The following is a 16,326-nucleotide window of genomic DNA, read 5'->3' as shown; positions in this document are numbered from 1 at the left end:
AATTTTAAGGCTCAACTTTCATTTTGAAGCAGGGGAGCAGGGGAAAACGGCATTCCCTCCTACACCCTACACAACAGCATATTCACAATTGATTTAGAATTGCTGGGAATAACAGATGGTATGATTTGCTCTGCATATGTACATTAAAAAAACTGTAGATAAGCGATCGCATATTTACAGAAAAACTGAAAATTTATGCCTGCTAGTACCTGGAGTCGTCAACATATTCTTTCCCTGGCTGACTTCACTACAACTGAATATAATACCGTTCTACAAACTGCTGCTAGTTTTCGGGAAGTGCTATCGCGCCGGACAAAGAAAGTTCCTAGCTTACAGGGACAGGTGGTAGCAAATTTATTTTTTGAGCCATCTACTCGTACTCGCAGTAGCTTTGAAATCGCTGCCAAGCGTCTTTCTGCAGATACCCTAAATTTTGCCTCCTCCACCTCTTCCATGACTAAGGGAGAGACAATTCTTGATACTGCTAAAACCTATTTGGCAATGGGAACTGATATTATGGTGATCCGCCATCAGCAAGCAGGAGTCCCTCAAGCGATCGCCCAAGAGATGGATCGTTTAGAGGTGAAGGTGAGTGTCCTGAATGCTGGAGATGGGCAACACGAACACCCTTCCCAAGGACTCCTAGACCTATTTACCATATGTTCCTTACTAGACCCCAACAATCCCCGTTTGGACCTATTAAAAGGGAAAAAAATTGCCATTGTGGGGGATATTCTCCATTCTCGGGTAGCTCGTTCTAATATTTGGAGTTTGACAGCCACGGATTTAGAACTACATTTAGCCGCACCACCCACTTTATTACCCAAGTTATTTGCAGAATGTGGTCAAGATAGACCAGGAAAATTATTTGTCCATTGGAATTTAGAATCAGCTTTAGAGGATGCAGATTTTGTCATGACTTTGCGTTTACAAAAGGAGCGCATGACTGCTCATCTATTGCCTTCTTTACGTGAATACCACCATTATTTTGGTATTACTAGGTCAAAGCTAGAACTATGCAAATCAAATGTTAAGGTATTGCATCCAGGACCAGTAAATCGGGGTGTGGAAATTAGTTCTGATTTAATGGATGATCTAGAGTTTAGTTTGATTCAGAATCAGGTTACTAGTGGGGTGGCTGTACGTATGGCTTTGTTGTATTTAATTGGTAGCGGGAAGACTAGTTAGAGCCTTAGAGAGGGGAGTGTGGAGAGTGTGGGGAGTGTGGGGAGTGATGGAGTGATGGGAAGATGAGTATAAATTACCCTCTTTCCCTCTTTCCCTCCTTCCCTCCTTCTCTCTTCCCCTCTTCCCTCTCTCACCTAACCAGGAATTTTGGCACTGAATCAGTTTTCTAGCGCTATACATTCCGCACAAAAGCCAATCCACTATATAGCTGAAAAGCTGGATCCCAAGCAGTTGCTTCCCGACGAAATATGTGCATATGGGAGGGAATTTTATTCAATAGTTCCTTTTGTTCCAGAACAGTTTCTGCAAAGATTGTAAACTCAGACCAAACTTTTCCTGAGGGTAATTTTCCTTCGATCCAGTCTAGTAAACTATTCCAATTCATTCTAATAGTATTCTGGCTAGGCTGGGAAACTAATGGTACCCCTTGCTGGAATTCATAGGCATTATCGTAGATTCTTAAAATACAATGGCGACTGGGCAGATGTAAGTCACAAAAATGAAAGTAATCTTGGATTTGAGTTTTTCTTTCTAGTTTTCCTCTGATATCAAGATCTACTACTTCTTCAAATATAGGTATTAGCCCTATTACCCTTTGTTTAACTTCTGACCAGTTAAAGTTCAATGAACCCATTTGATTAGATGCATTACGACAAACTACAGTACCTTGGTTAGCAGATTCAGTAAAATAATTAACTTGAAAGACTTGAATTTTTTGTACATCAGCCAATTTCGCCCAGAAACAGGGAATACCTGCATTTTGTAAATGTTCGCCGTAGTATTGTAATTCTCCCATTCCTCCACTACGGTACATGCGCCAGCCTCGACTAGGTATGGTTAGGCGAGCACTGTAGGGATCTATTTGCATAATTTCAGCAAATTTAGGAGCAATTTGGGCTTTGAGTTCGCTGTTAATTGGTTCTAAAATTAATACCCCTATTTCACTATTAATGCGGTTTGTTTTGATTTGAGCAATGGCTTGTTTGGTTTCTTCTTCTTTAATATCTTGTAACCTTTTTACTCCTTGACGAGCTTGAGCTAATATTTTGGAGTTAGTTGTACTGCGTAGTAGCTGAAGATACATTTTTTCTGCATCTTGATGTTTCCCGGATACTTCCTGTAGCTTTCCTAGATAAAATTGCACCCAAGGATTTTCTGGGGATTCTTTGAGCAATCGCTTAATTAATTTGGCTGCGGTGCGATAGTCTTCGCTAGCAAAAGCAGTAGCAACTTGGTCAATCATAAATAAATTTATACAGATAAAAATTGAGTGTATTGGTAGATGAAACCAGAACGCTGATAATAATTAAGCATATTCTGGCATTTTAGTGTAGCTTAATGTACTTAGTTTACTACTGATTCTAGTGTAGCTGTGACAATAGATAAGGCTGCGATGGGAGCAGTGACTGCTCGCAAGATACGCTTTCCTAGGGATACAGGCTGAAATCCATGAGCGATCGCAAATTCTATTTCTGCTTCTGTCCATCCTCCTTCTGGTCCAATAGCAATGGCAATTTCATCGGGGACAGAGATTTCGTTAATTATATTTTTTAAGTGAGGATAGTTACCACGGCTTTCACAAAGATAACGATGGGTTGCAGTAGTATTTAGTATCACATTCCTAAATGTAGCTGGTTCTAAAATTGTCGGTATACAAGCTCGCTCCGATTGTTCTGCCGCTTCTTGGGAAATTCTTTGCCAGCGTTGGAGTTTTTGCAGACTAGGTTTGAGTAAGGTGCGATCGCTCAATAATGGAGCAATACAAGTTACACCTAATTCAGTGGAAAAACGGACAACCTCATCAAAGGCATTTCCTTTGGGTAAAGCTGCCATGAGGGTAATAGCTGTTGGTAATTCTGTGGCTACATTCAGGGGTTGAATGATTGCTGCGACTGTACCCGTTAGTTGTGCCAGCCACCATTGTCCCATACCATCCATAGCAATAAAATTATCCCTTGCTTGTAACCGTAGTACCCGGTATAAATAATGCTGCTGTGGGGATGTGAGGGCAATTTGCCCATTTTGAATTTGAGAGGATGCGATCGCTATGCGTTGCAGTTGTGCCATAGAATCGGGGAGCGTGGGATGTTTAGGGGGTGTGGGAGTGAGAGAGTGTAGAGTGAGAAAGTGAGGATTGATGGTTGATGGTTGGGAGTTGGTAGTTGATAGTTGATAGTTAGTTATTTTATCTCCCCACACTTCCCACACTTCTTTCCCTCTTTCCCTCTTCCCCATCTCATCTAATCAGAGATTCTGGCATTACTGAATCGGTACTCGAGAAGAGGAGAAAATATATTTCAACAACAAACTCAAGAATAAATATAGCCCGCTTTCACGGGCTAATTTGATACTATTACAGGCTTTTATTTCTGATGTAGATATTACTATTCTTCACTTTTCAAATAATTCCTCAATGCCTGATCCAACAACTCAGTCATGGATTTACCTTGATTTTCAGCAGTAGCTTTTAATTGATTGTAAACATCATCGCGCACAGTTATGCGATGACCACCTGTATTTTTCCCCCTGCTAGCTGATGGCTTATAATTAGCAGAAAATTCACGAATGGTATCAAAACCAATACGGGCACAAAAATCACCAAAACTCTCCCCTTTCTCCCGAGATTTTTTAAAGAAGACAAAAATTGGCTCTAGGAATTTTTCCAAATCATTGTGGTGCAACCGCTGGGTATAAGGTTGTGCTAATCTGGTTTGATTTGGTGAACCCCCTAACCAAAGTTGGTAAGATTCTGGAGCACTACCAACAAAACCTAATTCTGCCATGTAAGGACGGGCGCAACCATTGGGACAACCAGTCATTCTGATGACAAAATGCTCTTTCTTTAAGCCTAATTTATTTAATAAAGCCCGAATCCGTTCTATAATCCCTGGTATTGCCCGTTCTGATTCTGTAATTGCTAAGCCACAGGTGGGTAAGGCTGGACAAGCCATAGCATAGCGAACTAAGGGTTCAATATCCTTGGCATTAGTAATAATCCCACAACGATCAAGAATTTCCTGAATTCCTGGTTTGTGTTCCGGTGCAATCTCATACAGCAATAGGTTGTGGTTAGGAGTGAGACGAATCGGTAAGTTAAATTGCTCAACGATTTCCCGTAAAGCGGTTTTCAATTGAAAACTACCTTCATCCTTCACCCTACCATTATCAATGGAAATTCCTAAAAATAACTTGCCATCTCCTTGTTTATTCCAGCCGAGGAAGTCTTGATATTTAAACTCCGGTAAAGGTTGGGATGGCTCTATGGTTTTACCAAAGTATTTTTCTACCTTTGACCGGAATTCTTCCACACCCAAATCGTAGATTAAATATTTTAACCGGGCATGGCGACGATTTGTGCGATCGCCATAATCTCTTTGAGTCGCAACAACAGCCTTGACTAAATCGTAAACATCTGACTTTGCCACATAACCGATGGCATCTGCCATCCTGGCAAATGTTTCTTCTTTATTATGGGTTCTACCCATACCGCCACCGGCAAAGATATTAAATCCTGTTAGCTCTCCTTGACTATCTGTAATTACCACCAGACTCAAATCTTGGGTGTACAAATCTATAGAATTATCCCCTGGAACTGTGACGGAAATTTTAAACTTCCGGGGCATATAATGAGTACCATAGATCGGTTCTTCCCCATCGTGGGAAATAGTACCATTCCCATTACGCTGTCTAGCTGCTTTTACCTCTGGGCTTTCTTCCCCACTAATTGCTTTCTCTCCATCCAGCCAAATTTCGTAATATGCTCCTGTTTGTGGCGTGAGCAAATCGGCAATCTTATGGGCATATTCCCAGGCATATTGATATTCTGCCTTATTTTTAAAAGGTGCTGGTGGTGCCATCACATTGCGGTTTAAATCCCCACAAGCTCCCAGAGTTGAACCCATACTCTTGACAATGGCAGCAATGGTGGATTTGAGGTTTTTTTTCAAAATTCCATGCAGTTGAAAACCTTGTCTAGTGGTGGTTCGCAAAGTATGGTTGCCATATTCATCAGATAATTTATCTAGAGTCAAATACAGCTCCGGTGGAATAAAGCCACCAGGACTTCTAGTACGCAGCATCATCTGATAATCTTTTTCCTGCCCCTTGACTCGATTGTCACGGTTGTCCTGCTGATAAGAGCCATGAAACTTCAAAATTTGTATGGCTTCTTCAGTGAAGTGAGTTGTATCTTGAAGCAACTCAGTTGCTACAGGTTCCCGCAGAAAATTACTGCGTTCCTTAATTCCTTCTAACTTAGAAGGCTTATGAATATTTGTCGCAGGAGGAGCAGATTTAACCATTGCAATTGTTATAGTTTTCTCAATAAGGCATCAGCAACTACCGAAGTAGGAATTTTGCAGCATCCATTCGGCTTATTTCCCCGGTAATCCGGTCGGATTTTAGAAGAATATAATATATTTTACCACGGCAAAAAGCCGGGTTCCTCAGCGATGCAACACTTAGTAAACCCAGCAATATTAGTTATTAATTATCTATTTTTAGTTACAAATCATATCTGCCCTGGCTTGCGGCAGAGGTAGACATAATCACAACATTGGGCGATAATTATCAAAAAATAATAGCTAATTGATTGCCATAAAAACTATTAGCCATTATCTAAAGCGATAGCCAACACCACCATTGATACTGACGGCGGAAGCAGAGTTATCTTTATAGGCATCAACACCGACGGTGGCGTTACTATAAATTAGGAAGTTTCTACCAACTTCAGACTCCACTCCAGCAGTTACAGCTAGGGCATCTTTGTTACCTAGAGGAGTAGCTTTACCATCTTTTTCGACAAAAGAATAACCAACACCTACATAAGCATTAGTACCTCTAGCAATGGGCGCATCCACTGAAACTTGAGGAATGATAGCTGTAGTATCATCGCTCCAGAGTACTTGACCACGGGCAGAAACTGGAAGGTCGCCTAACTTCACACGACCAGAAAGATTACCGCCGAATGTTGCTGCATCCCCAGCATCACCGTTTTTACCGCCATTAGTAACCCCAGCAGCCACCCCAGCACCAATGTAGTTAGCATTAGTACCTCGTCGGGGTTTGGCAGTAGCTTGTTCGGCAGAAAGAATTAAAGGTGCAGCGATAAAGGAGGACAATACAGAAATTGTCACTAAAGATTTGATAAAACGTGGCATAATTTTCACCAAATTTTTATTGAGTGTTGATTTTATATCCCATGTCGTTAATCGAACCAAAAGGTTCCAAATCAATTATGAAAAATATTTATTTAGTAAGTAAGTCGGCACAATAAAACCAAACTATGTGAAGAATAGTAAATAAGCCTAAAACCCTTGTTCCCCCTGCTCCCTGCTCCCTGCCCCCTGCCTTATCCAAACGATAATTTTTTACGCCAACCTACTTAACTACTTTGAACTATCAATTCTTTGCTAAGTTATATCCTTTCTAAATTATGCATCAGTTGTTAAATTGAGCAGGTCAACATTTTATTCTAACCGACTATATTGCATAGTGAGTAGACAGTTTAGCTACTGCCACATATTAATCTTACAAAATGCAGTCAGCAAGGTTATCTTTGTTATATAGAATTAGCTAAAATCAAGAAGAGTAAAGTAGATATTCTAATTCAGAAACTAACCATTGTTGAAACATTTGATGTAGAATTTCTTGATATCTATTAACTGTCAACTCTGCGGGTATCATTTCTTCAATTATCATTAGATGATAGCCTTTATCAGTCTTTATTGGGCCGATTAAATGTTGTGGAGGTATACTAAATATAATTGCAGCTATATTTGGTTGCATAGACCAGCGATACACTTCCCCTTCATAACCACATTTTTGTCTACATTGCTCGTCTATATGATATCGATGGGCAGCATCATAGAAACTAATTTCACCCTCTTCAATTTGATAATAAAGTTCCTGGGCAAGTTTTTCATCAGCAACAATTATTTCATAAAGTACAACTTGCTCAAATTCTAGACGATGTTGGAAAAAAAAAGTTTCAACATCTTTAGAAAATAATGTTTCGGCTAATTTTTCAGCTAGCAAATGATTTCTGATGCCATTTTCCCAATCATTGGGAGTGACTAACTGTTCTGACAACCAAGCTAGAGTATCAGTTGCTTTTTCTAAATGTTTTTCTCGACGTTGGCGATTTGCTTCAGCTTCAATTTCTTCAATGGTAACATTGACTCCTTTCAGAGCAGCACTAGAATTTATGATTCTTTGAAATAAGATTTCTTCATAAATTTTCCGCAAAGACATTTTTGCTTTGAGGAAATTGACAATTTCTTCAGGCTCTATAAATATTTTGGCAATGTTACTCATTGGAATTTATTCTAGTCAGAGGAATGTGAAGCTTATGCTTATGGAAGTCACCAATACTGTGTTTTGTTCAAACAGCATGTAATAATCTTAATGACTTTAGAACTTAAGCTAAGACTTTATTGCATCTATACACCCTGATGAGAATATTCAAAATTATATTAAATCAGATAAGCACTGAACCAAGGGTAGGCAGAAACCTGATTTTTTTGTAGATGTCTATTTTTTAAATTAATGATTTATAGCACAAACTGAGTTTCTTTGCAGAATTTATAAAATTTTATCCATCAAATTGCATACATTACATAATACTCTAATGTTACTAGCGGAAATCAAGCAATAAGAGCTTAGTATATAATCAATTTGTATCTCAAGTAATTGGAATCCGAATTGTAGAAAATACTGAAAACTAACTAGCAATTTCAGTATTTTTACGATTTCATAGTCAAGTATTTGTATAATTAAGTCTCTAAGAGAGGGGAATAAATTCAGTGTATGCTGCGATTATCTGACGAGCGATTGCCTTCCAACTATAATATTGTAATGCATATTCTTTTGCCCTGATTCCCCTGATTTGCCGCTCTTGGGGATTTTGCAAAGCCTGTGTTAATAATTCTATCAGATTGTTTATATTTGTTCTCCCCACCCATCCCGACTGACTATCTCGCACTTGCTGACAAATATGTACTTGGTCAGAAATTACCACTGGTATTCCAGCTACCATAGCTTCTGCTACTGCAATCCCAAAATTTTCGTAGTAAGAGGGTAAAACAAATATATCAGCAGCTTGCAGTAAAGCAGTTTTTGACTCACCTGTAATAAATCCGGTTATGGTAGTATGCGATCGCAAGGTAGAATTTTGGATCTGTAATCGAATTTTTGCTTCATAATTGGGATCTTGGGGATTGCTTCCTGCTAAAACAAAATGGAATTTCAATTCATTTGCAACTAATTTCTCCAGGGCTGGAATTAACAAATCTAAACCTTTTTTGGGATCTATGCGCGACATAAACAACACTAAAGGAATCTTATCAGGGATATTTAATTGCTGGCGGATAGAACTCTCTGTTCCTCTATTTTTCCCCTCATCAACCTGATTCACTCCTAAAGGTATAACTAAATCCTTGGTAGATACCCCAAATCTGGCTGAAATTTTTGCTTCTTGATTGCTAGTAAAGTGAATTGCTGCTGCACCAGCTAAATTGTGACGTTCTAAAATTGCTGCATATATTTGTTTTAATTGTCTTTTCTTATGTAAATCGGCTGGGTCTAATGTACCTAATGGGCGTAAAATATAAGGTATTTTTTGTTGCCGACAAATCATGGCAGATAAACTACTTACAGGTGAAAATAAAGCATGAATATGAGCTAAATCATATGTAGATACATGACGATTTAACCATTTACACAAATCAAGGGAAAATTTATAGCGCCGGAAAGGAAAACAGCGAAAATAAATTATTTCATAGCCATCTTGCTGAATCGGAAAATTCAAAGGTACATCTAAAGGCTTTTGACCATTATCGCCATTACTATTAGTAGTAATAACTGTAACTTTGACTCCTGCTTGAGCTAGTGCAGGAGCCAGTCCTAAAACCATTTGACTGGGACCCCCATATACTAAAGAAATTGAAGGTACAATTTGCAATATACGCATTTTTATAATTTTTGTAATTTCTAATTAATCATGACTAATTCTCGATAAAAATCTAATTGTTCTTTTGCTAAGGCTTGATTACTATATTTCGCGATAACTCTTTGATAACCCATTTTACTCAATTTGTGAGCTAATTCTGGATTATTCATCAATTGCGATAAGCAATTTGCTAAAGCCGAAGCATCCCTTTCGGGAAATATTAAGCCAGCATCCCCAATTACATGGGGAATTTCACCAGAATCAGAACCAATTACAGGTATTTGACAAGCCATTGCTTCAATTAGTACATGACCAAATTGTTCTTTCCAGCCTATGGAAGTTAAATTTTTCAAGTTATAAGTTGTTTCTGAAGGTAAAACTAAAGTACTCATAACATTGATGTACTGATAAACCCTATCGTGAGGAACACTTTCTCTGATGATTACTCTTTCTTGTAAATTATTATCTACAGCAAATTGGATAATTTCTGTATGTAATTTACCTCGTCCTAGTAGTAATAACTTCCAAGACTTATCTTGAATCATTGTCAATGATTTTAAGAGAGTTAAAATTCCTTTTTCTAGAACAAATCGACCAACAAATCCAATGACAAAATCTTCCGGTTTAATACCTAATTCCTGAGATAATTCTGGTTGCCGTTGGTGTTTAAATAAGGTCTCATCTACACCTAGTTGAGGCATAACCTTGATATGACCCGTATATCCCTGTTGATGGAGAATTTTTGCTCCATCTTGATTACCAGCAATAATACCATGACTATGTTTGAGGTTATATTGTTCTAATAGAGATACAGGAAATTTTAACTTGTAAGGAATATTCCACCAAGTGAAAAATATATTTTTAGCTTTTAATCCTAAGATTTGATTCAAGATAATCATTTGGGTATGTGCTAATCCCCTTGAGCCTTGTTCTACTTGGATTATTTGAGGTTTAAACTCTCTTAATAAAGAGATTAAATCTGTACCAAAAGTCAATAATCCTTGGTGATTTTCACTAAAATTAGAAATTGGAACTACCCTGAAATTACCTTCTTCTTTATATTCAGTTTCGATAACTTGATTTTGTACCCCACCTGGCTGCCATTTTTTCGGGACAACAACTGTTACCTCTAAATTAGGTTCTAATTGTGATAATATACGCAACTTTTCACAATTTAATTCTACAATATACGTATGACTAGCAACTATAATTCTCATTATAATTTATTCATTATTGGCTGAATGTAAATGTTAATATTAAATAGGTGAAAAGCTCTATTTAATCATCATTTTAATTAATAATTAACCCTATCCTCATTAAACTAATAATTTATAGCAATCCTATATAAATTAAGACATTATTGAAGAACTAAACTTATTACTTGTTACTTATTACTTACCTGTAGATCTATATCTCTATAATTGCTGATCCATGCGACTATATATTTGACCATCATCCCAGAGAGATTTGAACATAGTTCCCATAGCTTTGAGAAAACCTAGACAATAGAATATAAAGCGGGTAAATATTTTGATCGGAGATCCACTTTTATGACAAGGAGGTCTACCAAGAACGTGACAATCAAATAAACGTCCATAAAAACGTAAAGCTTGTATGCAAGTCAAATTTTTCAAACCCATCAAAAAATGATTATGGTAGAAAGTAAATTGATATTGTGTGGAACGGGTACTAATATCATGACAACCCCCAGTTTCTTCTCCTAAATGCACCAGATAAGCTTCTGGGTCATACCAAATTTTGTATCCTGTTTGTCTTACACGCAAACAAAAATCAGATTCTTCTCGCACTGCACTACCACGAAATCTCTCATCAAAATTCAATCCATACTTTGTGAAAATATCGCGGCGAAATGACATATTGCAACCCCTTGCTGATAGAACTTGTTGGGGTTTAACTGTATGTACCAAATCAATATTATACCAAGCAATACCAGGATCCATTGCTTGGGGAGGTAGATAATCAATCTGTAAGTTTCCTCCAGATTCTCCTAATTTCATTCTATCAAAAACGCGCCCTGCAACTGCTCCAATTTCAGGATTATCTCGATAATTTTTAGCATGAGTAATTAAAAAATTAGGAGTTAGTTGTACATCATCATCAATAAATAAAATAATTTCCCCTAGAGAACGCCGGATAGCATAATTTCTAGCACCTGGTAAACTAGCCCATGTCAGATGAAACCACTTAATTTTATCCTGTTTTGCTAATTCTTCTAAGTAATTGGTAATTTCTGGCTGATGTTTGGGAGTTTGATCCACAACCAATATCTCAAAATTTGAGTAGTCTTGTTTGATAACATCTGTAACAGTGCTTCGTAATATTTCTTCACGACCATAAGTGGGGATAATCACAGAAATTAAGGGATAGTCATTCATGATTTTTATACCTATAAAACTTTAATATCCTTTAATTTCACATTATGTTTGATAATGCTAAATTTATGGTTTGGGTTTATATATGACCCATAATCTATAATACAAATTTCAAAGCCAAAATTGCTAATTAAGATGATATAGATTTAGGTATTTTAGTATTTTTCCGTTTAGTTCCTTGAGAATTTTCTAAAATTTTTTCTTGTTTATCTATGACTGGTAATTTCAAAAGTATTCCTGCAGAAAACCAGTAATATACGGCAACCGGATCTACATCTAAAGGATAGTAGTAAGTGTTATAACTAATAAACAGTATAAACGTCCACATAGCTGCTGCGTAACTGCGGAAATTACGGTTTTTTATCCTGCGATATTGTCCATAACAAATTACTGTTAGGGTTGTGACTAAAGCTAAAAATCCCAAAGTACCTAATACTCCGATTTCGTATAGAAGTTTAGGATAATAAGTTTCGATTAGGCGGGTTTTACCTAATGCACGAGCAGAGTTAGTAGCGCGTCCTAATCCTCTACCAAAAAAACCTCTTTGCTCTTTCCAAGTATCTTCAAATTGCTGAATAATAAATTCATGAGGAGGGGAGGCTTCCCAACGCCCAAATAAGCTATCTATTCTTTCTTGAACAATTTCTGGATAATTTACTATGGCAATTCCCAAAATTATTGCTAGCCCTATACCAATGGGAATAAAGCGTTTGAGATCACCAATCTTACCAGTAATTATTAATAATAATAAGAAACAAAATGGCACTAATGCTAAGGCAATTCTCTGTCCGGAAATTGCAGCATTAACAAAAATTAATGCCATAGAAACTAAACCAACTGTTCGCCATTTTATCTTAGGATCACCAAAGCCAGTAGCAAAGGCAAAAAATGTACTAGATATTAAGAACCATGCCCATTGCCAAGGAGCAACAAAGGTTCCTGGTAGACGAATCACTCCTTGACTAGGACTATATAATAAAGCACCACCAAAATAACAACGAGCTTTTACTGTTGCTTTAAATAAAGCATCTCCAGTTGCTTCTCTAGTTCCTTGACATATACCTGTTAATAATAGTAAGTATTGAATTAATCCTAGGGTGCAACAAATAAGAATCAGACTAACTTGTAGGCGCGAAAGAGATAAAAAATCTTTCTGATTGCGAATTAAATAATATATACAGGTAATTACAGGAAAATAACCTAATAATACTTTTAATCCTAAAATTCCCATACCTATGGGTAATTCCTGGGGTGCTTTCTGAAATAATTCTGCTGATTTAGGGTTTAGCTGCTGCATTCCGTTGGCAAATAGGAAAGTTAGCATACATAAACCTAGAAATATAAATAGCGGTGTTTTAATACCTGTAGGCAGAATTACAGGTAGTCTTTTTTGGCGACAAGTTTGCCAAATTCCAATTAATGCTGGAATATAAAAAGAATCTTTTGCCAGTTGTAAAACAGGGCTACTTCCAATGTAGTAGGTGATAGTACCTGCGAAGGGAATATAAATGATAAAAGTATAAAGAGCAAGACGGGGATATTTATAAGAAAAAGACATGATGATAGTCCCCAATAATGCCGAAACTGCTGCCTTAATTCCTCCGACAAAGAAAAGAATAAATCCCAAGAATAAACCGCCAAAGATGGCGGTTGTCAGCAGGTTAGTAAATTCTTTCCGTTGTCGGGCAATTTGGCGCTTTTGAGCGAATTTCTCCTTGAGAGTTAAAGTTGTTTTTTTTGAGTTTGACTGTTGTTTGACTGATTGATTTTTCTTTTTGGATTTTGGCATGAGATACTTGTTCGTAATTGCCTAAAATAAAAGTAATTATGAGAATATTTTTTATACCTTATATATTCCAAATTCTTCTTGAATTGATTGATTCAATAGCCTACGATTAATAATATTAAATCCTAATTTTGTCGGATCGTAAAAATTATGTTCTCCTGTTCCCAACATATAAATTGCTCCAGGAAATGGTAATGGTTGTATGGATTTCCCCTTATTTGTTAATATTTTCCTGACTTGAGCATGATCTATATAATATTTATAATAACCGTAACCTCGATTATATTCTGGATTTTTGGGTAAGAAGTTCAAATCATATCTGATGATATTGCAACTACCACACATTTTATAAAAATTTTTACGCTTGATATAAATATATTGACTATCTTCTTGATATTTATATCCTCGATTAATAAACCAACCATTACAATCAGGGTTTAAATTGACAAATTGAGTTAAATTTTTACTGACACAGTCATCAGCATCAACTGTCATTGTATAAGTAGGATTGAATTTCTCCGCTTCTATTAGTCCTTTTAATATTTTACGACCTTTATCTGTGCGTCCTTTATTTACAGTTTCTACTTCATTTGGCAATGCAAAATTAACTTCAACATATGTCAGATGAGGGTGAGTGAATGTAATGTTTGGTTTTTCATTACAAACAACAATGACTCTAAATTCTGGTGAGGTTTGAGCACAAATAGATTTAACACATCTTTCCAATAATTTGGAGACATGCTCCCATGATTTGGAAACTTGCCGACTTTTTAGAGGTACAACAAAGACAAGCATTATTAACTTAAATCATTTTGGATTTTAGATTTTAGATTTTGAGGACAGTGTAGTCTTGGAGGTTTCCCTCATGAACAACTGTCCGAGATTATGAAAGAGTTACTACATCAGCTTTTCAAATTTCCATCTGTCGCAATCATTTTTAAAATTGGTATTAAATCATAATCACTAAAATGGTATTGTATTTTCGCAAGATGAATGAATGTTTAAACAATCAAAATGATTCCTTAAGTTAGACCAAGTTATTTCATTGTTCACCAATTCATCTCTGTTATACCATGTATAAATTCTTATGTGTCAATGGATGTATGTAAAAATTAATACCACTTAAGCTTTGGAGCACTCTACAAGCAATTATTTGTGGAAACAAAATAAAATGTAGGGGCGAGAGATATCATGCCCCTACTAGCTTGATTGCCTATTTTTAAGTGAGATGTTGCTGTACAACTGATACCAATTCATGAGTCCAATAACTAGCCACATCAGCTAATTCTGCTTCTACCATGACTCGGATTACTGGTTCTGTACCAGAGGCACGTACTAAAACTCTACCAGTGTCACCCATAGCAGCTTCAGCTGCAGCGATCGCATCTTGCAATGGTTGATATTTTTTCCAATTAATGCGTTGGTTTCTATCTTCTACTCGCACATTCTGTAACAATTGGGGGTAGGTTTGGAAACTTCCATCGATCATATCTGCCAGGGACATACCAGATTCTTGAACTAAGGCAGCTAGATGTAATGCTGTTAGCAAACCATCACCGGTTATTCCATAGTGACGGCAAAGAATATGTCCTGATTGCTCCCCACCCAGCATACCGCCAGTTTTTCGCATTTCTGCTTGTACATATTGGTCACCTACCGCAGTGCGAATAAATTTGCCGCCGAGTTGTTTCCATGCCCTCTCAAAGCCGAGATTTGCCATGACGGTGGAAACAATTAAGTTATCTGGCAACTGTTGCTTTTGCTTTAAGCTATTGCCCCATAAAAAAAGAAGATAATCGCCATTGACTTCTCTCCCTTGATTATCCACTGCTAAAACCCGATCAGCATCGCCATCAAAGGCAAAACCCAAGTCCGCCCCATGTTCTCTTACTGCCCCTTGCAGAACTTGCAAATGGGTGGAACCACAATCAACATTTATGCGATCGCCATCAGCTTTGTTATGTAGACAAATAACTTCCGCACCCATAGACTTAAACACAGATAGAGCTAAGCCTACCGACGCACCCCAGGCAACATCTAAGACTATTTTCATCCCTTGGAAATGATTGCTCTGGAAGGGTTGCTTTAAACTATCAGCATAATCACTGATTAACTCTGGACGAGAGTAATGTCTACCACAGTTATTTACATTGTCTGCGGTCGATATATTACCTCTAATTCCAGCTTCAATTTCTCTTTGGAGTCCTGGGGATAGTTTTCCACCCTTGGCATCAAAAATTTTAATGCCATTATCTTCTGGGGGGTTATGGCTGGCAGAAATCATCACCCCACCCACAGCATTAGTCGTATTTGTCAAATAAGCGACACAGGGAGTGGGACATAAACCTAAATACCAAACTTCTAATCCCGCAGCAGTCAACCCAGCACTCAATGCCATTGCTAACATATCACTGGAGTTCCTGGAGTCTTGTCCGAGAATTATCGGCCCAGGATTAGATGCATAAGTACGCAACACTACACCAGTCCAAAAACCAACTTGTAACGCCAAAGGCGCACTCAGTAAATCCCCGACTCTGCCTCGAATCCCATCTGTACCAAAGAGTGGTGTTTTTGGTAATGTGATACCATCCTTCGGTAAACTGCCTTCAATATTTTCTAATTTCCCAGTCAATCCTACAGGACTTTGATTGCGAATTATTGATGAAACCATAAGTTTAAACACTCCACACACAGTCACACTGGAGAATATCACGATACACTCTATCTACAAATTCTTTCTGAATTCGAGTTCATCAGGATTTGAGTTGAGCTATTGAGTTATATGTTTAAATGTATAGCCTATGTAGGCTATTGTCAGCGAAAATGCTGATAAGTTCTGCTACTTGGTTGTAAAGAGTTAATAAAGTCGGTGGGATAGTTTAAGGGACTTCCAAATAAAAAAATAATCAATCGCTTGAAATGCAGGGAGCAGGGAGCAGGGAGCAGGTGTAGGCTTTTTACAATTGGGTGTTGGTCAGATAAGGATAACCAAGAACAGGGTATGGGGTGCT

At 37.4% G+C, this 16,326-nt stretch carries 12 protein-coding genes; 1 reads left to right on the top strand and 11 read right to left on the bottom strand.

What is annotated here, in order from left to right:
- The first annotated feature begins 195 nt into the window (after positions 1 to 195).
- Positions 196 to 1,188 (top strand): aspartate carbamoyltransferase catalytic subunit, encoded by a 993-nt coding sequence (locus CALSC_RS10465; protein ID WP_088241293.1) that lies wholly within the window; start codon positions 196 to 198, stop codon positions 1,186 to 1,188.
- Between the two features lie 172 nt (positions 1,189 to 1,360).
- Here CALSC_RS10465 and CALSC_RS10460 read toward each other — a convergent pair whose 3' ends face one another.
- From CALSC_RS10460 to glmM, 11 genes are all read right to left on the bottom strand, one after another.
- On the bottom strand, positions 1,361 to 2,431 hold the full coding sequence (locus tag CALSC_RS10460) for a tetratricopeptide repeat protein (protein WP_088241292.1): 1,071 nt from the start codon (positions 2,429 to 2,431) through the stop codon (positions 1,361 to 1,363).
- Positions 2,432 to 2,532: 101 nt separating this feature from the next.
- Positions 2,533 to 3,255, bottom strand: a complete 723-nt coding sequence (locus CALSC_RS10455; protein ID WP_088241315.1) for a 16S rRNA (uracil(1498)-N(3))-methyltransferase — start codon at positions 3,253 to 3,255, stop codon at positions 2,533 to 2,535.
- 317 nt (positions 3,256 to 3,572) lie between these two features.
- Complete coding sequence (gene sir / locus CALSC_RS10450; RefSeq protein ID WP_088241291.1) at positions 3,573 to 5,489, bottom strand: sulfite reductase, ferredoxin dependent; 1,917 nt, start codon at positions 5,487 to 5,489, stop codon at positions 3,573 to 3,575.
- Positions 5,490 to 5,801: 312 nt separating this feature from the next.
- Complete coding sequence (locus tag CALSC_RS10445; RefSeq protein ID WP_088241290.1) at positions 5,802 to 6,347, bottom strand: porin family protein; 546 nt, start codon at positions 6,345 to 6,347, stop codon at positions 5,802 to 5,804.
- Between the two features lie 421 nt (positions 6,348 to 6,768).
- Positions 6,769 to 7,503: a peptidylprolyl isomerase gene (locus tag CALSC_RS10440; protein WP_088241289.1), complete on the bottom strand. Its 735-nt coding sequence runs from the start codon at positions 7,501 to 7,503 to the stop codon at positions 6,769 to 6,771.
- 466 nt (positions 7,504 to 7,969) lie between these two features.
- A complete protein-coding gene (gene hpsP / locus CALSC_RS10435) occupies positions 7,970 to 9,157 on the bottom strand; it encodes a hormogonium polysaccharide biosynthesis glycosyltransferase HpsP (protein ID WP_088241288.1) in 1,188 nt (395 codons plus the stop codon).
- A 20-nt stretch (positions 9,158 to 9,177) separates the two neighbouring features.
- Positions 9,178 to 10,353 (bottom strand): hormogonium polysaccharide biosynthesis glycosyltransferase HpsO, encoded by a 1,176-nt coding sequence (hpsO, locus tag CALSC_RS10430; RefSeq protein ID WP_088241287.1) that lies wholly within the window; start codon positions 10,351 to 10,353, stop codon positions 9,178 to 9,180.
- Positions 10,354 to 10,551: 198 nt separating this feature from the next.
- Positions 10,552 to 11,532 carry a hormogonium polysaccharide biosynthesis glycosyltransferase HpsN gene (gene hpsN / locus CALSC_RS10425; protein WP_088241286.1) on the bottom strand — a complete coding sequence of 327 codons (981 nt, stop codon included), beginning with the start codon at positions 11,530 to 11,532 and terminating at the stop codon, positions 10,552 to 10,554.
- Between the two features lie 127 nt (positions 11,533 to 11,659).
- Positions 11,660 to 13,318, bottom strand: coding sequence for a hormogonium polysaccharide biosynthesis protein HpsL (hpsL, locus tag CALSC_RS10420; protein ID WP_088241285.1), 1,659 nt, complete (start codon positions 13,316 to 13,318; stop codon positions 11,660 to 11,662).
- Between the two features lie 51 nt (positions 13,319 to 13,369).
- Positions 13,370 to 14,110, bottom strand: coding sequence for a glycosyltransferase family protein (locus tag CALSC_RS10415; RefSeq protein WP_088241284.1), 741 nt, complete (start codon positions 14,108 to 14,110; stop codon positions 13,370 to 13,372).
- Between the two features lie 424 nt (positions 14,111 to 14,534).
- Complete coding sequence (gene glmM / locus CALSC_RS10410) at positions 14,535 to 15,986, bottom strand: phosphoglucosamine mutase (protein ID WP_088241283.1); 1,452 nt, start codon at positions 15,984 to 15,986, stop codon at positions 14,535 to 14,537.
- Positions 15,987 to 16,326 lie beyond the last annotated feature (340 nt).

The organism is Calothrix rhizosoleniae SC01 (genome assembly GCF_900185595.1).
GTDB classification, from domain to species: Bacteria; Cyanobacteriota; Cyanobacteriia; order Cyanobacteriales; family Nostocaceae; genus Calothrix_A; species Calothrix_A rhizosoleniae.
Note: the sequence above shows the minus strand (reverse complement) of the source record. Positions and strands in the feature narration are given on the sequence as shown.